20 protein-coding genes are annotated in these 22,240 nt (G+C 70.8%); 16 read left to right on the top strand and 4 right to left on the bottom strand.

All coding sequences use genetic code 11. The annotated features are described in order from the left end of the window. The first annotated feature begins 18 nt into the window (after positions 1–18). From G3I56_RS10360 to G3I56_RS10325, 8 genes are all read left to right on the top strand, one after another. Positions 19–1,125, top strand: a complete 1,107-nt coding sequence (locus G3I56_RS10360; protein ID WP_164408615.1) for a quinone-dependent dihydroorotate dehydrogenase — start codon at positions 19–21, stop codon at positions 1,123–1,125. Continuing rightward, positions 1,122–1,967 (top strand): orotidine-5'-phosphate decarboxylase, encoded by an 846-nt coding sequence (pyrF, locus tag G3I56_RS10355; RefSeq protein WP_164408614.1) that lies wholly within the window; start codon positions 1,122–1,124, stop codon positions 1,965–1,967. The genes G3I56_RS10360 and pyrF overlap by 4 nt, the downstream gene beginning before the upstream one ends. A 276-nt stretch (positions 1,968–2,243) precedes the next feature. Then, positions 2,244–2,567, top strand: coding sequence for an integration host factor (locus G3I56_RS10350; protein WP_164315001.1), 324 nt, complete (start codon positions 2,244–2,246; stop codon positions 2,565–2,567). A 36-nt stretch (positions 2,568–2,603) separates the two neighbouring features. Next, positions 2,604–3,197, top strand: coding sequence for a guanylate kinase (gene gmk / locus G3I56_RS10345; protein WP_164408613.1), 594 nt, complete (start codon positions 2,604–2,606; stop codon positions 3,195–3,197). Between the two features lie 38 nt (positions 3,198–3,235). After that, positions 3,236–3,508: a DNA-directed RNA polymerase subunit omega gene (gene rpoZ / locus G3I56_RS10340; RefSeq protein ID WP_006382157.1), complete on the top strand. Its 273-nt coding sequence runs from the start codon at positions 3,236–3,238 to the stop codon at positions 3,506–3,508. Between the two features lie 119 nt (positions 3,509–3,627). Then, entirely contained in the window at positions 3,628–4,830 is a 1,203-nt protein-coding gene (gene coaBC, locus G3I56_RS10335) for a bifunctional phosphopantothenoylcysteine decarboxylase/phosphopantothenate--cysteine ligase CoaBC (RefSeq protein ID WP_164408612.1), read from the top strand. 259 nt (positions 4,831–5,089) lie between these two features. Further along, the gene (gene metK / locus G3I56_RS10330) at positions 5,090–6,298 is read left to right on the top strand and encodes a methionine adenosyltransferase (RefSeq protein WP_164408611.1); all 1,209 of its coding nucleotides are present in this window, start codon (positions 5,090–5,092) and stop codon (positions 6,296–6,298) included. Between the two features lie 260 nt (positions 6,299–6,558). Further along, the gene (locus G3I56_RS10325; protein ID WP_164408610.1) at positions 6,559–8,745 is read left to right on the top strand and encodes a primosomal protein N'; all 2,187 of its coding nucleotides are present in this window, start codon (positions 6,559–6,561) and stop codon (positions 8,743–8,745) included. Positions 8,746–8,827: 82 nt separating this feature from the next. Here the strand turns inward: G3I56_RS10325 and G3I56_RS10320 are convergent, their stop codons facing one another. Beyond that, the gene (locus G3I56_RS10320; protein ID WP_164408609.1) at positions 8,828–9,409 is read right to left on the bottom strand and encodes a hypothetical protein; all 582 of its coding nucleotides are present in this window, start codon (positions 9,407–9,409) and stop codon (positions 8,828–8,830) included. A 204-nt stretch (positions 9,410–9,613) separates the two neighbouring features. Between G3I56_RS10320 and fmt the strand changes: the two genes are divergently transcribed. After that, positions 9,614–10,546 carry a methionyl-tRNA formyltransferase gene (gene fmt, locus G3I56_RS10315; RefSeq protein WP_164408608.1) on the top strand — a complete coding sequence of 311 codons (933 nt, stop codon included), beginning with the start codon at positions 9,614–9,616 and terminating at the stop codon, positions 10,544–10,546. 111 nt (positions 10,547–10,657) lie between these two features. Continuing rightward, on the top strand, positions 10,658–12,076 hold the full coding sequence (locus tag G3I56_RS10310; RefSeq protein ID WP_164408607.1) for a transcription antitermination factor NusB: 1,419 nt from the start codon (positions 10,658–10,660) through the stop codon (positions 12,074–12,076). On the opposite strand, the gene G3I56_RS10305 is transcribed toward G3I56_RS10310, so the two are convergent. Continuing rightward, positions 12,057–14,207, bottom strand: a complete 2,151-nt coding sequence (locus G3I56_RS10305) for an MMPL family transporter (protein WP_164408606.1) — start codon at positions 14,205–14,207, stop codon at positions 12,057–12,059. The two genes, G3I56_RS10310 and G3I56_RS10305, sit on opposite strands and share 20 nt — an antisense overlap. A gap of 134 nt (positions 14,208–14,341) precedes the next feature. On the opposite strand from G3I56_RS10305, the gene rpe reads away from it, so the two are divergent. Together rpe and G3I56_RS10295 are read left to right on the top strand one after the other, a co-directional pair. Continuing rightward, positions 14,342–15,028, top strand: a complete 687-nt coding sequence (rpe, locus tag G3I56_RS10300) for a ribulose-phosphate 3-epimerase (RefSeq protein WP_164408605.1) — start codon at positions 14,342–14,344, stop codon at positions 15,026–15,028. A 125-nt stretch (positions 15,029–15,153) separates the two neighbouring features. Further along, the gene (locus G3I56_RS10295; RefSeq protein ID WP_164408847.1) at positions 15,154–16,167 is read left to right on the top strand and encodes a sugar-binding domain-containing protein; all 1,014 of its coding nucleotides are present in this window, start codon (positions 15,154–15,156) and stop codon (positions 16,165–16,167) included. A gap of 83 nt (positions 16,168–16,250) precedes the next feature. Here the strand turns inward: G3I56_RS10295 and G3I56_RS10290 are convergent, their stop codons facing one another. Then, positions 16,251–18,500 carry an MMPL family transporter gene (locus G3I56_RS10290; protein WP_164408604.1) on the bottom strand — a complete coding sequence of 750 codons (2,250 nt, stop codon included), beginning with the start codon at positions 18,498–18,500 and terminating at the stop codon, positions 16,251–16,253. 206 nt (positions 18,501–18,706) lie between these two features. Between G3I56_RS10290 and G3I56_RS10285 the strand changes: the two genes are divergently transcribed. The 3 genes from G3I56_RS10285 (at position 18,707) to G3I56_RS10275 (ending at position 21,204) form a co-directional block, all read left to right on the top strand. Then, positions 18,707–19,123 carry a barstar family protein gene (locus G3I56_RS10285; RefSeq protein ID WP_164408603.1) on the top strand — a complete coding sequence of 139 codons (417 nt, stop codon included), beginning with the start codon at positions 18,707–18,709 and terminating at the stop codon, positions 19,121–19,123. Between the two features lie 178 nt (positions 19,124–19,301). Continuing rightward, on the top strand, positions 19,302–20,744 hold the full coding sequence (locus G3I56_RS10280; protein WP_164408846.1) for a GuaB1 family IMP dehydrogenase-related protein: 1,443 nt from the start codon (positions 19,302–19,304) through the stop codon (positions 20,742–20,744). A 7-nt stretch (positions 20,745–20,751) separates the two neighbouring features. Continuing rightward, positions 20,752–21,204, top strand: coding sequence for an Lrp/AsnC family transcriptional regulator (locus tag G3I56_RS10275; protein ID WP_164314977.1), 453 nt, complete (start codon positions 20,752–20,754; stop codon positions 21,202–21,204). Between the two features lie 107 nt (positions 21,205–21,311). On the opposite strand, the gene G3I56_RS10270 is transcribed toward G3I56_RS10275, so the two are convergent. Further along, positions 21,312–22,052 (bottom strand): GntR family transcriptional regulator, encoded by a 741-nt coding sequence (locus G3I56_RS10270; RefSeq protein WP_164408602.1) that lies wholly within the window; start codon positions 22,050–22,052, stop codon positions 21,312–21,314. Between the two features lie 32 nt (positions 22,053–22,084). On the opposite strand from G3I56_RS10270, the gene G3I56_RS44665 reads away from it, so the two are divergent. After that, positions 22,085–22,219 (top strand): hypothetical protein, encoded by a 135-nt coding sequence (locus G3I56_RS44665; RefSeq protein ID WP_275406674.1) that lies wholly within the window; start codon positions 22,085–22,087, stop codon positions 22,217–22,219. Positions 22,220–22,240: the final 21 nt, after the last annotated feature.

The following is a 22,240-nucleotide window of genomic DNA, read 5'->3' as shown; positions in this document are numbered from 1 at the left end:
CGTAGCGAGGACACCACCATGTACAAGCTTTTCTTCCGACTGGTCTTCAAACGGATGGACCCCGAAGCGGCCCATCACCTCGCCTTCCGCTGGATCCGCCTCGCCGCCCGCGTCCCCGTGCTGCGGACGTTCGTCGCCGCCGCCCTCGCACCCCGGTACGAGGAACTGCGCACCGAGGCCTTCGGGCTGCGGATGCACGGGCCCTTCGGGCTCGCGGCCGGCTTCGACAAGAACGCCATCGCCGTCGACGGGATGTCGATGCTCGGCTTCGACCACGTCGAGATCGGCACGGTCACGGGGGAGCCGCAGCCAGGCAACCCCAGGAAGCGGCTGTTCCGCCTTGTGCCGGACCGGGCGCTCATCAACCGCATGGGGTTCAACAACGAGGGTTCGCTGGCCGTGGCGGCCCGTCTGGCGAGCCGGGAGGCGGTCTTCAGGACCGTCGTCGGCGTCAACATCGGCAAGACCAAGGCCGTCCCCGAGGTCGAGGCCGTCGCCGACTACGTGAAGTCGACCGAGCGGCTCGCCGAGTACGCCGACTATCTCGTCGTCAACGTCAGCTCGCCCAACACGCCCGGCCTGCGCAACCTCCAGGCCACCGAGGCGCTGCGCCCGCTGCTCAGCGCCGTCCGTGAGGCCGCCGACCGTGCGGTGACCGCACGCCGTGTCCCGCTGCTGGTGAAGATCGCGCCCGACCTCGCCGACGAGGACGTGGACGCCGTGGCCGACCTCGCCGTCGAACTGGGCCTGGACGGGATCATCGCCACGAACACCACCATCGCGCGCGAGGGCCTCGGCCTGACCTCCGAACCCACCCTGGTGAAGGAGACCGGCGGCCTCTCCGGCGCACCCCTGAAGGCACGCTCCCTGGAGGTGCTGAGCCGTCTCTACGCGCGCGTGGGCGACCGGATCACCCTGGTGGGCGTCGGCGGCATCGAGAACGCCGAGGACGCCTGGCAGCGCGTCCTGGCCGGCGCCACGCTCGTACAGGGCTACAGCGCCTTCGTATACGAGGGCCCTTTCTGGGGACGCGCCATCCACAAGGGCCTCGCCGCCCGCCTCCGTACAAGCCCGTACGCCACCCTCGCCGACGCGGTCGGCGCCGACGTGAGGAAGACCGTATGACAGTCCTGGAACCCTTCGGTGCCCGGCTGCGTCGCGCCATGGACGAGCGCGGCCCGCTCTGTGTCGGCATCGACCCGCACGCCTCCCTGCTCCTCGACTGGGGGCTGAACGACGATGTCGCCGGCCTGGAGCGGTTCAGCCGCACCGTCGTCGAGGCGCTGGCCGGACGCGTCGCGGTGATGAAGCCGCAGAGCGCGTTCTTCGAGCGGTTCGGGTCGCGCGGGGTCGCCGTGCTGGAGAAGACGGTCCAGGAGGCGCGGGAGGCCGGCACGCTGGTCGTGATGGACGCCAAGCGCGGCGACATCGGCTCCACCATGGCCGCGTACGCCGCGGCCTTCCTGGAGAAGGGCGCCCCGCTGTTCTCGGACGCGCTCACCGTCTCGCCGTATCTCGGCTACGGCTCCCTGCAGCCGGCGGTCGACCTCGCGCGGGAGAGCGGCGTGGGCCTGTTCGTGCTGGCGCTGACCTCCAACCCCGAGGGCGGTCAGGTGCAGCACGCCGTCCGCGAGGACGGGCTGAACGTCGGCGCGACCATGCTGGCGTACCTCGCCGCAGAGAACGCGGGGGAGCGGCCCATGGGCTCCTTCGGCGCGGTCGTCGGAGCCACGCTCGGTGACCTCTCGTCCTACGACCTCGACATCAACGGACCTCTCCTGGCGCCCGGAGTCGGTGCGCAGGGGGCGACCCCGGCCGATCTTCGCGGGGTGTTCGGGGCGGCACTGCGGAACGTGGTTCCGAACGTCAGCCGAGGTGTTCTGCGTCACGGTCCCGAACTCGCCGCACTGCGGGACGCGTCGGACCGCTTCGCGGACGAGATCCGGGCCGCAGTGGCCGCCACCTGAGCATTCGCACAGTTCGGCGAAGTCCTCCGATGAGTGACTTCCGGACGCCTTGAGACTGAATACATTCTCAAATCCAGGGCAGTTTGACCGAAATATCCGACCTGGTGAAGGCTGACCAGGACTTTTCCGCTGTTCTCGCTGACTCTGGCGGACTTGGCCGCTAGTCTCCGACGAGAGCCAACGAGCGAGCGTGTTGCTCGTAGCTCACCAGGTGAGGGGCGATTAGCTTCCTCACCGGTCCGTATCCGACAGTTCGACATCCGAGGTGACGTAGGCGTGGCTCTTCCGCCCCTTACCCCTGAACAGCGCGCAGCCGCGCTCGAAAAGGCCGCCGCGGCTCGCCGGGAGCGGGCCGAGGTCAAGAATCGACTCAAGCACTCCGGCGCCTCCCTTCACGAGGTCATCAAGCAGGGTCGCGAGAACGACGTCATCGGCAAGATGAAGGTCTCCGCCCTGCTCGAATCGCTCCCGGGCGTGGGCAAGGTCCGCGCCAAGCAGATCATGGAGCGACTCGGTATCTCCGAGAGCCGCCGGGTGCGTGGCCTTGGCTCAAACCAAGTCGCCTCCCTGGAGCGCGAGTTCGGCAGCACCGGCTCCTGAGTCCTGGCACCCCGGGATTCCTGGAATAATCGCCGCATGGCTGCAACATTCCGGGGGACGACCCCCGAGCCCCCGGACGTACGTCCACGGCTGACCGTGCTCTCCGGCCCCTCGGGTGTCGGTAAGAGCACGGTCGTCGTTCATATGCGCAAGGCACACCCCGAGGTGTGGCTCTCGGTGTCGGCAACGACCCGAAAGCCGCGCCCCGGTGAGCGGCACGGCGTCCACTACTTCTTCGTCACCGACGAGGAGATGGACAAGCTGATTGCCAACGGCGAGCTCCTGGAGTGGGCCGAGTTCGCCGGCAACCGCTACGGCACACCGCGTGCGGCCGTGCTGGAGCGTCTGGAGTCCGGCGAGTCGGTCCTCCTGGAGATCGATCTCCAGGGCGCCCGGCAGGTCCGTGAGTCCATGTCGGACGCTCTGCTGGTGTTCCTGGCTCCTCCCTCCTGGGACGAGCTGGTGCGCCGACTGACCGGGCGGGGCACCGAACCGCCCGAGGTGATCGAACGCCGCCTGGAGGCGGCCAAGATCGAACTGGCCGCCGAGCCGGAGTTCGACGAGACCCTGGTCAACACCTCTGTCGAGGACGTGGCGCGCGAGCTGCTAGCCTTGATGGAAGTTGTGTGATCGTTTTCGATCCCATCCCACCTTTCGGAAGGCAGAGCGTGTCCTCTTCCATCTCCACGCCCGAGGGCATCATCAACCCTCCGATCGACGAGCTCCTCGAAGCCACCGACTCGAAGTACAGCCTGGTGATCTACGCGGCCAAGCGTGCCCGCCAGATCAACGCGTACTACTCGCAGCTCGGCGAGGGCCTCCTTGAGTACGTCGGTCCGCTCGTGGACACCCATGTCCACGAGAAGCCGCTCTCGATCGCCCTGCGTGAGATCAACGCGGGTCTGCTGACGTCCGAGGCCGTTGAGGGCCCCGCGCAGTAGTATTTTCAAGTTTCGGCTCACTTATCCACAGGCCCGACAGCGCGACTGTCGGGCCTGTGGTGTGTCATAGACGCGTATCGAGTCGGGTGTCGAGCGCGTATCGAGTCAGGGGAGGCCCGATGGGCAAGCCGAAGGTCGTACTGGGGGTCAGTGGCGGCATCGCCGCGTACAAGGCCTGTGAGCTGCTGCGGAGACTGACGGAGTCCGGCCACGACGTCCGCGTCGTCCCCACCGGGTCCGCCCTGCACTTCGTCGGCGCCGCGACCTGGTCCGCGCTCTCCGGCCACCCCGTCTCCACCGAGGTCTGGGACGACGTCCACGAGGTCCCGCACGTCCGCATCGGACAGCAGGCCGACCTGGTCGTCGTGGCCCCGGCCACCGCCGACATGCTCGCGAAGGCGGCCCACGGTCTCGCCGACGACCTGCTTACGAACACCCTCCTCACCGCCCGCTGTCCGGTCGTCTTCGCCCCCGCGATGCACACGGAGATGTGGGAGCATCCGGCCACCCGGGAGAACGTGGCGACACTGCGCCGCCGCGGCGCCCTCGTCATCGAACCGGCCGTGGGGCGCCTCACCGGCGTCGACACGGGCAAGGGACGTCTGCCCGACCCGGCCGAGATCTTCGAGGTCTGCCGCCGAGTCCTGGCCCGGGGTGTGACGGAACCCGACCTCGTCGGCCGACACGTCGTCGTCAGCGCCGGGGGCACCCGCGAGCCCCTCGACCCGGTCCGCTTCCTCGGCAACCGCTCCTCCGGCAAGCAGGGGTACGCGCTCGCCCGTACGGCCGCCGCGCGGGGCGCCCGGGTCACTCTGATCGCCGCGAACACCGGCCTGCCGGACCCGGCAGGTGTGGACGTCGTGCCCGTGGGGACGGCCGTCCAACTGCGCGAGGCCGTGCTGAAGGCGGCCTCCGACGCCGACGCCGTGGTGATGGCCGCGGCGGTCGCGGACTTCCGCCCGGTGGCCTACGCGACCGGCAAAATCAAGAAGAAGGACGACGAAGATCCCGAACCCGTCGCCCTGGTCCGGAATCCAGACATTCTCGCGGAGATCTCGGCCGACCGCGCCCGAGCCGGCCAGGTGGTCGTCGGCTTCGCCGCCGAGACGGACGACGTACTCGCCAACGGCCGTACGAAGCTGCGGCGCAAGGGGTGTGACCTGCTCGTCGTCAACGAGGTGGGGGAGCGCCGGACCTTCGGTTCCGAGGAGAACGAGGCCGTCGTGCTGGGCGCCGACGGCAGCGAGACCCTGGTGCCGCACGGGCCGAAGGAGGCACTGGCCGAGGTCGTATGGGATCTGGTCGTCAGCCGCCTGGAGTGAGCGTCGGTGAGTATTTCCGCCGCCCCGACAGATCCCCAACATCCCTTCTGTCCCGTACTTCGGGGCGTGGCGCCCCCTGGCGCACACCGCTCGTGATGGGCAGAATGCCCGTGTCGCAGGTCACGACGCTTCCGAGAGGCGAGACGGATGGGCGGATGGCCGAGTGCGACCGATAAACTGTTCTTGGACGACGCCGGGCGCAGCTCCCGAGCCGTCCGCCAATGATCAGCCAGCAGCCGCTGCAACCACAGGGAGCGTTGTGTCCCGTCGCCTTTTCACCTCGGAGTCCGTGACCGAAGGTCACCCCGACAAGATCGCTGACCAGATCAGCGACACGATTCTCGATGCGCTTCTGCGCCAAGACCCCACGTCCCGAGTCGCCGTCGAGACGCTGATCACCACCGGCCTGGTGCATGTGGCCGGCGAGGTCACCACCAAGGCCTACGCGCCCATCCCGCAACTGGTGCGCGACAAGATCCTGGAGATCGGCTACGACTCCTCGAAGAAGGGCTTCGACGGCGCCTCCTGCGGCGTGTCCGTGTCGATCGGCTCGCAGTCGCCGGACATCGCGCAGGGGGTCGACACGGCGTACGAGCAGCGCGTCGAGGGCGACGAGGACGAACTCGACAAGCAGGGCGCCGGCGACCAGGGCCTGATGTTCGGCTACGCGACGGACGAGACCCCGGAGCTGATGCCGCTCCCGATCCACCTCGCGCACCGTCTCGCGCGCCGTCTGTCCGAGGTCCGCAAGAACGGGACGATCCCGTACCTGCGCCCCGACGGCAAGACCCAGGTCACCATCGAGTACGACGGTGACAAGGCGGTCCGTCTGGACACGGTCGTCGTCTCCTCGCAGCACGCGAGCGACATCGACCTGGACTCGCTTCTGGCTCCCGACATCCGCGAGTTCGTCGTGGAGCACGAGCTGAAGGCTCTTCTCGACGACGGCATCAAGCTGGAGACCGACGGCTACCGCCTGCTGGTCAACCCGACCGGCCGCTTCGAGATCGGCGGCCCGATGGGCGACGCGGGCCTCACCGGCCGCAAGATCATCATCGACACGTACGGCGGCATGGCCCGGCACGGCGGCGGCGCCTTCTCGGGCAAGGACCCGTCCAAGGTCGACCGCTCCGCGGCGTACGCGATGCGCTGGGTCGCCAAGAACGTCGTCGCCGCGGGCCTCGCCTCGCGCTGCGAGGTCCAGGTCGCGTACGCGATCGGCAAGGCCGAGCCGGTGGGCCTCTTCGTGGAGACCTTCGGCACGGCCAAGGTCGACGCCGACAAGATCGAGGCCGCGATCACCACGGTCTTCGACCTCCGCCCGGCCGCGATCATCCGCGACCTCGACCTGCTGCGCCCGATCTACGCCCAGACGGCGGCGTACGGCCACTTCGGCCGCGAGCTGCCCGACTTCACGTGGGAGCGGACGGACCGCGTGGAAGCGCTGCGGAAGGCTGTCGGTCTGTAAGGCCCGCAGGGGACTGCTTGATCGATCGTCGAGGCCCGGTGTCCTGTTGGGGGCGCCGGGCTTCGACGTGTCGGGAAATGGCTGGCGGGGTGGGGGCTCGGCTTCCTACTGTGGTGCTCTCCCGGTGCGCAGGCCGCGGTTACTTCGGTGGAGTGCGTCCGTTGGGCGTGCGGTGAATCTGGAATTTCGTGCCGCTGCCGACTTGATCTCGGGAGTTCGGGCGCCGCCCGTTGTCAGTGGCGTTTGGTAAGAATGCAGGCGTGAGCAGCGAGAACGGGCAGGGGAGTGGCGGGGACCGGAGGCCCGACGGGGCGGCGCCGCCCGAGCAGCTTGCGTTGATTCGGGAGAGCGTCCGGCAGGCCAAGGCGCCGCGGGCCAAGCCGCGGACCTGGCGGGGGGCCGCGCTCGCCAAGGAGTTGCCGGTCGCGCGGGTCCTGGTCGACAAGGGCGTGCTGCACCTCGACCGCTACTTCGACTATGCCGTGCCCGAAGAGCTGGATGCCGAGGCGCAGCCCGGAGTGCGGGTGCGAGTCAGGTTCGGGGCCGGGCGGCATCGGGTGCGGGACGGGCGCCGTGAGGGCGGGGGGCTCATCGACGGGTTCCTTGTCGCACGGCTCGCCGAATCCGACTACTCCGGGCCACTGGCCGCGCTGGCACAGGTCGTGTCCCCCGAGGTCGTGCTGAGCGAGGAACTGCTCTCGCTGGCTCGGGCCGTCGCCGATCGGTACGCGGGGAGCCTCGCCGATGTGCTGCAACTGGCCGTGCCGCCGCGCAACGCCCGGGCGGAGAAAGCGGCCCCGGCCGTGGGTCTGCCCGTCACCGGGGCGCCCGATGCCGGCACCTGGGGGCGGTACGAGCAGGGGGGCGCGTTTCTCGAGACGCTCGCCTCCGGAGGTGCGCCGCGTGCCGTGTGGAACGCCCTGCCCGGGCCCGAGTGGAGCGAGGAGCTGGCTCGGGCCGTCGGTGCGGCCCTCGCCTCCGGGCGCGGGGCGCTCGTCGTCGTGCCGGACGGACGTGCTGTCGCGCGGGTCGACGCCGCCCTGACCGCCCTCCTGGGGGAGGGACGGCACGCCGTACTCACGGCCGACGCCGGGCCCGAGAAGCGGTACCGGGAGTGGCTCGCCGTGCGGCGGGGTGCTGTACGTGCCGTGGTCGGGACCCGGGCCGCCATGTTCGCGCCCGTCCGGGATCTGGGGCTCGTCGCGATCTGGGACGACGGCGACGACAGCCACAGTGAGCCGCACGCCCCGCAGCCGCATGCGCGCGAGGTGCTGTTGCTGCGGGCCGCGCAGGACAAGTGCGCCTTCCTGCTGGGGAGTTGGAGCTGCACGGTGGAAGCCGCGCAGCTTGTCGAGAGCGGGTGGGCCCGGCCGCTGGTCGCCGGGCGGGAGCAGGTGCGGGCTGCTGCCCCGCTCGTACGGACCGTCGGCGACGGGGATCTCGCCCGGGACGAGGCCGCCCGGGCCGCACGGCTGCCGACCCTCGCCTGGCAGGCGCTGCGGGACGGACTGAAGCACGGGCCGGTGCTGATCCAGGTGCCCCGGCGGGGCTACGTACCGCGGCTTGCCTGCGCCCGGTGCAGGGAACCCGCCCGGTGCCGGCACTGTGCCGGCCCGATGGAGGCGCGGGACGCCGGGGCTCCATGGTGCGCATGGTGCGGGCGGGAGGAGACCGCCTGGCACTGTCCGGAGTGCGGCGGGTTCCGGCTGCGGGCGCAGATCGTGGGCGCGCGGCGGACCGCCGAGGAACTGGGGCGGGCATTTCCGGCCGTGCCCGTGCGGACCTCCGGGCGCGAGCATGTGCTGGACACGGTGCCGGGGACGCCCGCGCTGGTCGTCAGCACGCCCGGCGCCGAGCCCGTCGCCGAGGGCGGGTATGCGGCTGCCCTGCTGCTGGACGGCTGGGCCATGCTCGGGCGCCCCGACCTGAGGGCCGGGGAGGACGCGCTGCGGCGGTGGATGGCGGCTGCGGCTCTCGTACGCGGACAGGGCGTGCGAGGGGAGGGGACACAGGGGGGGACGGTTGTCGTGGTCGCCGAGCCCACCCTGCGGCCGGTGCAGGCGCTGGTGCGGTGGGATCCCGTCGGGCATGCCGTGCGGGAGCTCGCGGAGCGCGCCGAGCTCGGGTTCCCGCCGGTGTCGAGGATGGCGTCCGTGGCCGGGACGGCGGAGGCAGTCGCCGGATTCCTCGCCGGGGCCGAACTCCCGAAGGACGCCCAGGTGTTGGGGCCGGTGCCGCTGCCGGTCACGCCGACGGGACGGCCCCGGCGGACAGGGGCGCCCCCGCCGGGCGAGCACTGGGAGCGCGCGTTGGTCCGGGTGCCACCGGGGAGCGGGTCCGCGCTGGCCGCCGCGCTGAAGGCTGCCCAGGCCGCGCGGATGGCTCGGGCGGGGCGGGGCGGCGAGGAGAGCGTGTGGGTGCGGATCGATCCGCCCGACATCGGGTGAGGCGGGAGCGGCCCGGGGTACACCTCTGCCCTCCCGGCGGTGGGGCGGGAGGGCAGAGGGTGGGGTGGGGTTGTGGTTCGGGTCAGCCGTTGCGTGGGCCGGGGAAGGCTGTGGGCCGCGACTCGTCGCGCTGGAACGCCGTGGGCCTTGCCTCGTCGCGGAGGGTTGGACTGCCCGCCGTCGGCTGGGTCGGCATCGACCGGGCCGCGGGCACCGTGGGCATGGCGGTGCCGACGCCGCTGACCGTGCCGACGCCGACCGTGCGGCTTGCTGAGGTCTCCGTGGCGCGCTCGGCGTCGGCCGCTGCCTGGGCGGCGGCACGGCGGGCGCCGTAACGGCGGTGGACGGCCTGCTTGGTGACCCCGAGCGCGGAGCCCACCGCGTCCCACGAGAAGCCGAGCGAGCGGTCGAAGTCCACGGCGGCCGTGACCAGGGTCTCGACGCTGTCCCGCAGCTCCTGGGCGAGGCGGACGGTCGGGGCGGGGGCGCGCCCGTAGACGACGAAGCCCGTGGAGGGGCCGGAGCGGCGCGGGCGGTAGACATTGCCCAACTGGGCGGTGAGCGTGCGCAGTGCGTCCACCTGCCGGCGGACCCGCTCGATGTCCCGCACCAGCAAGTGCAGGCTGGCCCGAGCCTGGGCGTCGTGGGTTGCGTGGTCGGCCATGAACAAGCCTCTCGAACCGGCGTTGAAAAGGAAGGGCCGCGCGGTGTGCGGCCCGTTGTGGTCAACTCTTTCTTGACCAACGCGATTTTGCGTGAGTGGTCACGGTGCGGGGGCGTAGGGACATATGCGTACGCCCCCTGGCGAGCGCGGTCATAGACTGGTGCGCTGCCCGCAGAATCCCGTCCGAGAGGCCCCCGCCCACCCATGAGGCTTGTCTTCGCTGGTACCCCCGAGGTCGCCGTTCCCGCTCTGGATGCCCTGATCGGGTCGGGACGGCATGAAGTGGTCGCCGTCGTCACGCGACCCGACGCGCCTGCCGGGCGGGGACGCAGGCTGGTCGCCAGCCCCGTGGCCCAGCGGGCCGAGGAGGCCGGGATCGAGGTGCTGAAGCCCGTCAAGCCGAGGGACGAGGCGTTCCTCGCGAGGCTCCGGGAGATCGGGCCCGACTGCTGTCCTGTGGTCGCCTACGGGGCCCTGCTGCCCCGCGTCGCCCTCGACATCCCCGCCCACGGCTGGGTCAACCTGCACTTCTCGCTGCTCCCCGCCTGGCGTGGCGCGGCGCCCGTGCAGCACTCCATCATGGGCGGCGACGAGATCACCGGCGCCTCCACCTTCCTCATCGAGGAGGGCCTCGACTCCGGGCCCGTCTACGGCACGGTGACCGAGACGATCCGGCCCACCGACACCAGCGGCGACCTGCTGACACGGCTCGCCTTCGCCGGCTCCGGGCTGCTGGCCGCGACCATGGACGGCATCGAGGACGGCACCCTGAAGGCCGTACCGCAGCCCGCCGACGGCATCACCCTCGCGCCGAAGATCACCGTCGAGGACGCTCACGTCGACTGGTCTGTGCCCGCCCTCCGGGCCGACCGGATCGTGCGCGGGTGCACTCCCGCGCCCGGCGCCTGGACGGTGTTCCGGGGCGAGCGGCTCAAGCTCATCCACGTCACGCCCGTGCCCGAGCGCACCGATCTCGCTCCCGGCGTGCTCTCCGTCGGCAAGAACAACGTGTACGTCGGCACCGGATCGCACGCCGTCGAGCTGCTGTGGGTGCAGGCGCAGGGGAAGAAGCCGATGCGCGCCGCCGACTGGGCCCGGGGCGTGCGGATCGCCGACGGCGAGGTTCTCGGAGCCTGAGCCGTCGTTCTCACGGCCCGCTGCAGTAGCCGTACCGCGAGGTTCCGGGCGGCCCGACACGACGTACGCTGGAAACAGCACCCCTCATCCCGTATCCGGAGCACCTTTTTCGTGAGCGAGCAGCCCAGTCGGCCCCACAAGACCGGCAAGCCGTACCGTCGGCCCCAGAAGGACCCCGTCCGCATCCTTGCCTTCGAGGCGCTGCGGGCCGTGGACGAGCGGGACGCGTACGCCAACCTGGTGTTGCCGCCGCTCCTGCGGGCGGCCCGGGCGAAGGGGGACTTCGACGGGCGGGACGCGGCCCTCGCGACCGAGCTGGTGTACGGGACGCTGCGTCGGCAGGGGACCTACGACGCCGTGATCAGCCAATGCGTCGACCGGCCCCTGCGCGAGGTCGATCCGCCGGTGCTCGATGTGCTCAGCCTCGGCGTTCACCAGCTGCTCGGGACGCGGATCCCCACGCACGCAGCCGTGTCCGCCTCCGTCGAGCTGGCCAGGGTCGTGCTCGGTGACGGGCGGGCCAAGTTCGTGAACGCCGTGCTGCGCAAGGTCGCCCAGCACGATCTCGACGGCTGGATCGAGCGGGTCGCGCCGCCCTACGACGACGATCCCGAGGACTACCTCGCTGTGGTGCACTCGCATCCCCGGTGGGTCGTCTCCGCCCTGTGGGATTCGCTGGGGGGTGGCCGCGCGGGGATCGAGGAACTGCTCGCCGCCGACAACGAGCGGCCCGAGGTCACCCTGGTCGCCCGGCCAGGACGGTCCACCACCGAGGAGCTGCTCCTCGAAGAGGCCGCGGTGCCGGGGCGCTGGTCGCCGTACGCCGTGCGGCTCGCCGAAGGCGGGGAACCCGGGGCCATCGACGCCGTACGGGACGGGCGGGCGGGCGTGCAGGACGAGGGCAGTCAGCTCGTCGCACTCGCCCTGGCCAACGCGCCGCTCGACGGGCCCGACAAGGCCTGGCTCGACGGGTGTGCCGGGCCGGGCGGCAAGGCCGCGCTGCTCGCCGCGCTCGCCGCGGAGCGGGGTGCGCTGCTGCTCGCCTCCGAGAAGCTGCCGCACCGGGCCGGGCTGGTCGCGAAGGCACTGAACGGCAATCCGGGCCCGTACCAGGTCGTCGTGGGGGACGGGACCCGGCCGCCGTGGCGGGCCGGGAGTTTCGACCGGGTACTGATGGACGTGCCGTGTACCGGGCTCGGGGCGCTGCGCAGGCGGCCCGAGGCGCGTTGGCGGCGACGCCCCGATGACCTGGAAGGTTTCGCACCGCTCCAGCGCGCGCTGCTGACCACCGCGCTGGAGTCGGTCCGCGTCGGCGGGATCGTCGGCTACGCCACCTGCTCGCCGCACCTCGCCGAGACCCGGGCTGTTGTCGACGACCTGCTCAAGCAGCACCCGAACACCGAACTCGTCGACGCCCGGCCGCTGTTGGAGGGCGTGACGGACCTCGGTGACGGTCCCGACGTGCAGCTGTGGCCGCATCTGCACGGGACCGACGCCATGTATCTGGCCCTCATCCGCCGGACCGGTTGACCGTCGGGGCGGCGGCGGGCTCCGGGGCCGTGGTTCTGCCGTCCGCCCGGGCCAGGCGGTGCGGCCACCACACCTTCGGGCCCACGTCCAGGAACAGGGCCGGGACCAGCACCGACCGGACCACGAGCGTGTCCAGGATGACGCCCAGGGCCACCGCGAAGCCGATCTCCGCGAACGCCACCATCGGCAGTGTGCCCAGGGCCGCGAACGTGCCGGCCAGGACCAGGCCCGCCGAGGTGATGACCGCGCCGGTCGTCGACAGGCCCGTCACCACACCCTTGCGGGTGCCCTGGCGGGCCGCCTCCTCGCGGATCCGGGTGGTCAGGAAGATGTTGTAGTCGATGCCCAGCGCCACCAGGAACACGAAGACGAAGAGCGGGAAGTCCGTCGACTCGCCCGCGTAGTCGAACAGGTGGCGGAAGGCGAGGGCGCTGATGCCCAGCGCCGCCGCGAAGGACAGCACCACCGTGCCGATCAGCAGCAGCGGGGCGACCAGGGCGCGGAGCAGGCCGCAGAGGATCAGCAGGACCACCGCCAGGACGAGCGGGATGATCAGCAGGTTGTCGTGCGTCGTCGCCCTGTCCATGTCCAGCAGGGCCGCCGTACCGCCGCCCACCTGGGCGTCGGCGTCCGGCACCGCGTGCACGGCGTCCCGGACCCGCTCCACGGTCTGTTTCGCGGCCTCGCTGTCCGCGGGGGCGGTCATCGTGGCCTCGAACAGCACCTTGCCCTCGTGGGAGGCCTTCGTGCCCGGCGGCAGGCCGAGGGACGTGGGCACCACGCCACGCGTCTCCGCGACCGCCCGGCCGACCTGCTGGGCCTGTGCCTGGTTGCTGATGACGACGAGCGGATCGCCGCTGCCCGCCGGGAAGTAGCGTGCGGACACCTCTTGGCCGACGATCGAGTCCGGCTTGTCGGTGAACGCGTCCGCGTTGCTCAGACCCTCGGCGCGCAGCTGCATCAGGCCGAACGAACATGCGATCAGGGCTGCCGCCGTGATGCCCCAGATCATGCGCGGACGGACGGCGATGCCCCGGCCCATCCGGGCCCAGAGGCCGCGCTCGGTCGGGTCGGGCGAGTTGTTGTGCGGGATCACCGGCCAGAAGATCCAGCGGCCGCAGATCACCAGTAGGGCGGGGAAGAGCGTGATCATGGCCAGCAGGGCCACCGCCACCCCGATCGCCGCCACCGGGCCAAGGCCGCTCGTCGAGTTCATCTCGGCGGCCACCAGCACCAGCATGCCGAGGACGACCGTCGCGCCGGACGCGATGACGGCGGGGCCCGCGCGGTGCAGGGCAAGGGCCATCGCCTCGTGGCGGTCCTCGTGGCGGCGCAGCTCCTCCCGGTAGCGGGCGACCAGGAGCAGGGCGTAGTCCGTCCCCGCGCCGAACACCAGCACGGTGAGAATGCCGGCGCTCTGGCCGTTCACCGTCAGGCCCGCGTGTTCGGCGAGGAAGTAGATCAGCGCCTGCGCGGTGAACAGGGCCGCGACCACGCCGAGCAAGGGCATGACGATCAGGGTGGGGCTGCGGTAGGTGAGCAGCAGCATCACGATGACGACGCCCATCGCCGAGAGCAGCAACGTCGAGTCGATGCCCTCGAAGGCCTCCGAGAAGTCCGCCGACGTACCGCCGGGCCCCGTGATGTGCACGGCCATCCCGGCCGCACCGCTACCGGCGGCGGCCCGGATGGAGTCGACGGCGGGCGAGATCTCCTCCCAGCCCTTCTCGTCCATCGTGATGGGTACGAAGATCTGCGCGGCCCGCGGATCGGAAGCGCGGTCCCACACCGGGCCCCGGGTCTCCGCGCCCCGGATGCCGTGGTCCCGCAGCTTCTCGATGCGCGCCGCGCCCGCGGTGATCCGGGCCCGGTCCGCCGCCGTGAGACCGCTCTCGCGCGCGTAGACGACGATCGCGGGGATCTGCTCAGGCCTGAAGCCCTCGGAGAGATGCAGCACCTGGGTGGACTCGGCGGACCCCGGCAGCCAGGAAGCGGCGTCATTGTCCTGGGCATCGGTGAGCTTCTGCGCAAAGGGCGCGACAAACACCAGCAGCACCAGCCACAGTGCCAACACCAGCCACTTGGCCCGCCGCCCACAGACGAAATACGCGATCCCACGGTGACTGTTCATACCAACCTCGCCTGGTCGCGGTCAGGGGCGCGGAGAACTGCGCGAGCAACCACGACGGACCCGCAACCTGCCCACCACCTTCGCCACGCCGGACCCGAACGCGCAACCCCCGGAGGGCATGGCACGCTTGGGTCATGGCCGCGCAGATCAACCCCAGTATCCTGTCCGCAGACTTCGCCCGACTCGCCGAGGAGGCGAAGGCGGTCGATGGGGCCGACTGGCTTCACGTCGATGTGATGGACAACCATTTCGTACCGAACCTCACGCTGGGTGTGCCGGTCGTGGAGTCCCTGGCCCGGGCGACGGACATCCCGCTGGACTGCCACTTGATGATCGAGGACCCTGATCGATGGGCTCCGCAGTACGTGGAAGCGGGGGCCGGTTCCGTCACCTTCCATGTGGAGGCCGCCGCCGCTCCGGTGCGGCTCGCCCGCGAGATCCGGGCGAAGGGTGCCCGGGCCTCCATGGCCCTCAAGCCCGCGACCCCGATCGAGCCGTACGAGGATCTGCTGCCCGAACTCGACATGTTGCTGATCATGACGGTCGAGCCGGGTTTCGGCGGCCAGGCGTTTCTCGACATCATGCTCCCCAAGATTCGCCGCACCCGCGAGTTGATCAGCAAGCACGGCCTTGAGCTGTGGCTCCAGGTCGACGGAGGCGTCGCCGCCTCCACCATCGAGCGCTGCGCCGAGGCCGGCGCCGATGTCTTCGTCGCCGGATCGGCTGTCTACGGCGCCGCGGACCCGGCCGAGGCGGTACGTGCACTGCGCACCCAGGCGCGGACGGCGACCGCGGGTGCGTCCTGGGCGTGCGGCCACTGAGCCAAGGGAACGTGAACGACGTACTTCTGGGCAGATCAAGTACTCGGGATCTGACAGGATGAACGGCGAATCCAGAATGTGAACAGCAGCGATGTAAGAGCAGTGAGGAGATCGCCGTGTCGGGTATGTCGGCTGGCCGGTCAGCCATGCGGATGGGACCCGCTGAGCTGGTGCAGGCGGCGGCCATGGCCCGCCGCTTCTACCTGGAGGGCAAGTCCAAGATCCAGATCGCCGAGGAGTTCGGCGTCAGCCGCTTCAAGGTGGCCCGGGTCCTGGAGACCGCTCTCGAACGGGATCTGGTGCGGATCGAGATCCGTGTACCGGCCGAACTGGACGCCGAGCGCTCTGACGCGCTGCGCGCCCGGTACGGCCTCAGGCATGCGGTCGTGGTCGAGTCCCCGGCCGAGGCCTCCGAGGAGTCACCCGATCCTGAGAACCTCGGTGAAGTGGCCGCCGACCTGCTCGGCGAGCTGGTCAACGAAGGCGATGTGCTGGGTCTCGCCTGGGGCCGGTCCACCATCCACATGGCGGCGGCCCTCGACCGGCTGCCGCCCTGCACGGTGGTTCAGCTGACGGGCGTGTACGACGCCGGAACCGCCGAGCGCGGCTCCGTCGAGGCGGTCCGCCGTGCCGCCCAGGTGTCCGGCGGCGACGCCCACCCCATCTACGCCCCGATGCTGCTGCCCGACGCGGCCACCGCCGCCGCGCTGCGCAACCAGACCGGGATCGCGCGGGCCTTCGAGTACTTCGACAAGGTCACCGTCGCCTGCGTCTCCATCGGCTCCTGGGAAGCCGGTATCTCGACGGTGCACGACATGCTCAGCGACGAGGAACGCAGCCACTACGCGTCCCTGGGTGTCGCCGCCGAGATGTCCGCGCATCTCTTCGACAGCGAGGGGCGCCGGGTCGGCCGTGACCTCGGCGAGCGGTGCATCACCGTCAAGACGGACCAGCTCCGCCGGGTTCCCGAGGTCGTCGCGATCGCGGGCGGGCAGCGCAAGGCCGCTGCCATCGACGCGGTGCTGCGGTCCGGGCTGGTCACCAGCCTGGTCACGGACACCGCGGCCGCGGACTACCTGATGACGGCGGGCCCGACGCCGAAGCCGGCGCTCAACAGGGCGGACCCGGACGGGATCTGACGGGTTGTGAAGGTGCGGGTGGTGCCCGGGTTCCCTTCGGAGCCCGGGCACCGCTCTGTTCGACGGCTCTGCCCGACAGTTCGTCAGTCGTGCTCGTCGCCCTCAGCGTTCACGCGCGGCAGAATCCGGTCGAGCCGACGGGGCGTCCACCAGGCGTGGGCGCCCAGCAGCGTCATGACCGCCGGCACCAGCAGCAGCCGTACGACCGTCGCGTCGATGAGCACGCTCACAGCGAGTCCCAGGCCGAGCATCTTCACCACCACGTTGTCGCTCAGGACGAACGCGGCGAAGACGCTCACCATGATCAGGGCCGCGCAGGTGATCACCCGGGCGGTGATCTCCAGGGCGTGGGCCACGGAGGCCCGGGCGTCACCGGTGCGCAGCCAGGCCTCGTGGACACGGGAGAGCAGGAAGATCTCGTAGTCCATGCTGAGCCCGAAGATGATCGCGAACATCATCATCGGCACATAGCTCTCGATGGGCACCTTGCCCGTCACACCCAGGGCGGGCCCGCCCCAGCCCCACTGGAAGACGGCGACGACGACGCCGTACGAGGCCGCGATCGACAGGACGTTGAGCACGGCCGCCTTCAGCGCCACCAGCAGGCCCCGGAAGACGGCCAGGATGATCAGGAAGGCGAGGGCGACGACCACGCCGATGATCAGCGGGAGGCGGCTCGCGACGATGTCACGGAAGTCGACCTGGGCGGCGGTCGTGCCGGTCACGTAGCCGTGCGCCGCCGTTCCGGAGACGGCGTCGGGCAGGGTCGTGTCGACGAGGCGGTTCGTCAGGGCGGTGGTCGTCCCGCTCTGCGGCGACGCCTTGGAGTAGACCGTGCCGATCAGGACGTCGCCGTCCTTGGTCGCGGTGAGCGGAGTGGCGGTGGCCGCGCCCGGTACGTCCGTCAGCGCCTTGGACGCCTTCGAGGCGAGGGCGGAGCGCTGGTCGGCGGGCACCTTCGTCTGGTCGATGACGACGGTCAGCGGTCCGTTGGAGCCGGGCCCGAACGACTGGGCCATGATGTCGTACGCCCGCCGGTCCGTGAACGACTTCGGATCGGCGCCGTCCCCGATGTGGCCGAGCTGGAGGGACGCCACCGGGATCGCCAGCACCAGCACCGTCAGGACCCCGCCGGCCAGGAACCACCAGGGGCGCCGCTCGACGCGCTGGGCGTAGCGGTGCCAGGCGCCGTGTCCCTCGGCATCGTCGGTGCTTGCCTCGGCGACCGGGCGGCGTACCCGGTAGCGGTCGATACGGCGGCCGATGAGCCCCAGCAGGGCCGGGACCAGGGTGAGGGCGCCCACGACCGCGGAGACGACCGTCACGGCGGCGGCCACGCCCAGTTTGCCGATGAAGGTGACCCCGGAGACGGACAGCCCGGCCAGCGCGACGATCACCGTGCACCCGGAGACCAGGACGGCCCGCCCGCTGGTTGCGGTGGCGCGGCCCGCCGCCCGGACCGGATCGTCGCCGTCCATCAGGTTCTGCCGGTGCCGGGTGATCAGGAAGAGCGCGTAGTCGATGCCCACGCCGAGGCCGATCATCGTGGCCAGTGTGGGGGAGACCGTGGCGAAGGTGAACGCCGCCGCGAGCAGCCCGAGGCAGGCCAGTCCGCCGATCACGCTGATCAGCGCGGTCAGCAGGGGGATGCCGGCGGCGAGGACGCTGCCGAAGCCGACCAGCAGGACGACGATCGCCACCGCGAACCCGATCAGCTCGCTGGTCCGGTCGTCGGCTGCGGGGCGGGCCAGCTCGCCGAGCGGTCCGCCGTACTCGACCTGCACACCGGCCGCCCGCAGTGGTTTCACCGCGTTGTCGACGCCGTCGAGGTAGCCGTCGTCGAGGGTGGAGGGCTGGACGTCGAAGCGAACGGTGATGTAGGCGGTCTTCGCGTCGCTGGAGATCGGGCCGACGGTCTGTTTGCCGCTGGGCTGTGAGCCCGGCGGTGGCAGCGGGTTCTGGACGGACAGGACGTGGGGGAGTTTCTGCAGGTCGGTGACCGTCTGGGACATCTGTGTGGACACGTCGGTCAGCGGCTTGGCCGAGTCCCGCAGCACAATCTGGCTGCCGTAGCCGCCGGCCGCCGGATCGTGCTTCTTCAGTACGTCGAGGCCCTCCTGCGACTGGACCCCGGGGAGGGAGAAGTTGTCGGAGTAGTCACCGCCGAAGGAACGGTTGAGCACCTGGAGCCCGGCGAGCGCGACCAGCCAGGCCACGATCACGATCACGAAGTGCCGGGCACACCACTCGCCCAGCCGGCGCAGTCTCCCACGCGTGTCCTTGCGTCCCCCGGGTGCTGGTGCTGGTGCTGGTGTGGCTGTCGGCGATGACATGCGCGGCTCCCGCCGGAGACTCTGCCGGTCATCTTCATTGAACGACTCGCCGATCAACGTGTCCTGTTGGGAGGCTGTCACCCGGGTCTTCGCCCAGGATCTCGCCCGGTTTCCCGCCCGGGTCCTCGTTGTCATGGGGCGGGCGGTGGGATCTACTACAGCGATGATCACTTCGACCTATCGCGACTCCTCACGGCGGTGCTGAGATGACCGACCACCCGCTTGCTCCGGTGTTCGCCGGCCGCGCGCCCGCCGGTGTCCTGTCCTGGCCCGCCGCCCTGCCCGCGGACCGCGCGCTCGAAGCCGCCCGCGAGGCCGGCTGGGAGGCAGCCGACCTCGACCTCGCAGACGTGTCGGACAAGGCCGGGCTGATGACGGCCTGCGCCATCGCGATGCGCTTCCCGGACCACTTCGGGTCGAACTGGGACGCCCTGGCGGACTGCCTCGGCGACCTGCAGTGGTGGCCCGCGAGCCGAGGCCGGCTCCTCCTCGTCCGCAACTGGCAGGCATACGCGACGGCCCGGCCCGAGGAGTGGAACACGCTCCAGGAGATCTTCGCCGACGCCGCCGCGAGCTGGCGGGAGACGGAGACGGGGCTGGCGGTGGTGATGGTGCTCGCCTGAACTCTCCGTCGCTGGTCGGGCGTCGGTCCCTCGGAGGATGGCACGAGCCGTCCCACGATTCGTCTGGACGATCCGACCAGGCGGTTTCAGGTCACCGGCATGGGACAATGAGGTACGTGCTCTTCCCCCTGGCTGACCTGTCCGGGGGCCACCTTTGATCGACCGGGATGTGCAGCACGTGCGTTTCCTCAACGACATCCAGCCCCCGTACGACCTGACTTACGACGACGTCTTCATGGTCCCGAGCCGTTCCGCCGTGGGTTCCCGGCAGGCCGTGGATCTCAGTTCCCCCGACGGTTCGGGTACGACGATCCCGCTGGTCGTCGCCAACATGACCGCCATCGCGGGCCGCCGGATGGCCGAGACGGTCGCCCGGCGCGGCGGGCTCGTCGTCATCCCGCAGGACATCCCGATCGAGGTCGTCACCGACGTCGTCTCCTGGGTGAAGAGCCGCCACCTCGTTCTCGACACACCGATCATGCTCGCGCCGCACCAGACCGTCGCCGACGCTCTCGCCCTGCTGCCCAAGCGGGCGCACAACGCGGGTGTCGTCGTCGACGCCGAGCAGCGGCCGGTCGGTGTGGTCACCGACGCCGACCTGACCGGTGTGGACCGCTTCACCCAGCTCTCCGAGGTCATGTCGAAGGACCTGCTGCTCCTCGACGCCGACATCGACCCGCGCGAGGCCTTCAATCGCCTCGACGGCGCCAACCGCAGGTACGCGCCCGCTGTCGATGCCGACGGCAGGCTCGCCGGCATCCTCACCCGCAAGGGCGCGCTGCGTGCCACCCTCTACACGCCGGCCACGGATGTGAACGGCCGGCTGCGGATCGCCGCCGCCGTCGGCATCAACGGCGATGTGGCCGGAAAGGCGCAGCAACTGCTCGACGCGGGCGTCGACACGCTCGTCATCGACACCGCGCACGGTCATCAGGAGTCGATGCTCAGCGCCATCAAGCTGGTCCGGGACCTCGACCCGCACGTCCCGATCGCCGCGGGCAACATCGTCGCCGCCGAGGGCGTCAGGGACCTGATCGAGGCGGGCGCCGACATCATCAAGGTCGGCGTCGGACCGGGCGCCATGTGCACCACCCGCATGATGACGGGCGTGGGCCGGCCGCAGTTCTCGGCGGTCCTGGAGTGCGCGGCCGAGGCGAAGAAGTACGGCAAGCACGTGTGGGCGGACGGCGGGGTACGCCACCCCCGTGACGTCGCGATGGCGCTGGCCGCCGGTGCGTCCAACGTCATGGTCGGCTCCTGGTTCGCGGGGACGTACGAGTCCCCGGGCGACCTCCAGCAGGACGCCGCCGGGCACCTCTACAAGGAGTCGTTCGGCATGGCGTCGGCGCGTGCGGTACGCAACCGTACGTCGGAGGAGTCCTCCTACGACCGGGCCCGCAAGGCGCTGTTCGAGGAGGGCATCTCCACGTCCCGGATGTTCCTCGACCCGGCCCGTCCGGGCGTCGAGGACCTGATCGACTCGATCATCGCGGGCGTCCGCTCCTCCTGCACCTACGCCGGCGCCAACTCCCTGGAGGAGTTCGCCGAGAAGGCCATCGTCGGCATCCAGAGCGCCGCCGGGTACGCGGAGGGCAAGCCGCTCCACGCCAGCTGGAGCTGACCCGACCGTGCTGAACGATCTCGACGAACGCATCGTGCACGCCCTCGCCGAGGACGCGCGTCGCTCCTACGCGGACATCGGGCAGTTGGTCGGGCTGTCCGCGCCGGCGGTGAAGCGACGGGTGGACCGGCTGCGGGCGAGCGGGGCGATCACCGGGTTCACCGTGCGGGTGGATCCGGCGGCGCTGGGATGGGAGACGGAGGGGTTCGTCGAGATCTACTGCCGGCGGAACACCTCGCCGGAGACGATCCAGCGGGGGCTGGAGCGCTATCAGGAGGTGGTGGCCGCGTCCACCGTGACGGGGGAGGCGGATGCGGTGGTGCAGGTTTTCGCCTCTGACATGCGGCACTTCGAGCGGGTGCTCGAGCGTATTGCCGGGGAGCCGTTTGTCGAGCGGACGAAGTCCGTGCTGGTGCTGTCGCCGTTGCTGCGGAGGTTTTCTGCTGGGTCGCCTACGTAGGTGGGTTCTCGGGTGTTCGTCGGCGGGTGCGGGTTCGTCGTGGCTTTTCGCGCAGTTCCCCGCGCCCCTTGGCGGCGGTGCCCACTGCCCCGTTTGCAAGTCACCTCCTATTCGGCTGTCTTCCTCGCCAGGGCGTTGTTCGCTATCGAGTTGTGGACGCTGAAGCTCACCGCGTCGCCCCTGTAGCGGTCGTCCGACCATTCCACCGGGCGGCCTTCTCTTGTCGTCGTTACTTGGCGGACGCGTAGGAGGGGGCTCGTGCGGCGGATGTCGAGGAGTTCGGCGTCCTGGGCGCCGGCCGCCACCGCGTCGATGACGTGCTCGCCGTACGCGAAGACCAACCCCGTGTCCTCGAAGAGGCGTTGGGTGACCGACGGGCAGTCCGGTTCGATGGGTTCCACGGACGGGGCGATCCAGCCGGCGTAGACCGTGCTTTCCAGGAGGACCGGTTCGCCGTCCAGGCCGCGTACGCGCAGGACGTGCAACACCCTTTCCTTCTCGGGGAGTTGGAGGCGGATCGCGTCCTCCGTCGTCGCGGGACGGTACTCCTGGTGCACGACTCGGCCCGTTGCCTCGCGGCCCGTCGCGCGGGCCCACTGGGCGAAGCTGCGGAGTTCCTCGAAGGTCTGGCTGCGGCGGCTGGCCAGGACCACCCGGCGGGCGCCCTGGCGGGAGCCGATCAGGCTCTCGGACGTCAGGGCCGCCACCGCCTGGCGGATCGTGCCGTGGGCCACGGCGTAGTGCGCGGCGAGTTCCGTTTCCGGAGGCAGACGGCTGCCGACCGTGTACTGCTCGCGGTCGATCGCGCGGCGCAGCTCGTCGGCGATCTCCTCGTGTCGCGCCGTCATGCTTCCCCTCTGGGTTTGTCGCTGTGCACAGCGTGACCAGCAGCACTCCGTTGTCCACCGAGGAGTCACCGTTGGGGTCGCCGACGATGGCGTCGGTGATGGTGTCGCTCAGATGGTGGCGGCCGTCGGCGCTCGCGGTGTCGCCGTTGACGCTCTGGTCGCCGTAGAGGACCAGCGAGCCGGTGGGG

Origin of the sequence: Streptomyces sp. SID12488 (genome assembly GCF_010548275.1) — a bacterium.
In the GTDB taxonomy this organism is placed as follows: Bacteria; Actinomycetota; Actinomycetes; order Streptomycetales; family Streptomycetaceae; genus Streptomyces.
This window is presented reverse-complemented; position numbering and strand designations above follow the sequence as displayed.

Excerpts from the sequence above, each read along its gene's own strand:
- G3I56_RS10360 (WP_164408615.1), top strand. The coding sequence starts at position 19 with ATGTACAAGCTTTTCTTCCGACTGGTCTTCAAACGGATGGACCCCGAA.
- pyrF (WP_164408614.1), top strand. The coding sequence starts at position 1,122 with ATGACAGTCCTGGAACCCTTCGGTGCCCGGCTGCGTCGCGCCATGGAC.
- gmk (WP_164408613.1), top strand. The coding sequence starts at position 2,604 with ATGGCTGCAACATTCCGGGGGACGACCCCCGAGCCCCCGGACGTACGT.
- coaBC (WP_164408612.1), top strand. The coding sequence starts at position 3,628 with ATGGGCAAGCCGAAGGTCGTACTGGGGGTCAGTGGCGGCATCGCCGCG.
- G3I56_RS10320 (WP_164408609.1), bottom strand. The coding sequence starts at position 9,409 with ATGGCCGACCACGCAACCCACGACGCCCAGGCTCGGGCCAGCCTGCAC.
- fmt (WP_164408608.1), top strand. The coding sequence starts at position 9,614 with ATGAGGCTTGTCTTCGCTGGTACCCCCGAGGTCGCCGTTCCCGCTCTG.
- G3I56_RS10305 (WP_164408606.1), bottom strand. The coding sequence starts at position 14,207 with ATGAACAGTCACCGTGGGATCGCGTATTTCGTCTGTGGGCGGCGGGCC.
- rpe (WP_164408605.1), top strand. The coding sequence starts at position 14,342 with ATGGCCGCGCAGATCAACCCCAGTATCCTGTCCGCAGACTTCGCCCGA.
- G3I56_RS10295 (WP_164408847.1), top strand. The coding sequence starts at position 15,154 with ATGTCGGCTGGCCGGTCAGCCATGCGGATGGGACCCGCTGAGCTGGTG.
- G3I56_RS10290 (WP_164408604.1), bottom strand. The coding sequence starts at position 18,500 with ATGTCATCGCCGACAGCCACACCAGCACCAGCACCAGCACCCGGGGGA.
- G3I56_RS10285 (WP_164408603.1), top strand. The coding sequence starts at position 18,707 with ATGACCGACCACCCGCTTGCTCCGGTGTTCGCCGGCCGCGCGCCCGCC.
- G3I56_RS10270 (WP_164408602.1), bottom strand. The coding sequence starts at position 22,052 with ATGACGGCGCGACACGAGGAGATCGCCGACGAGCTGCGCCGCGCGATC.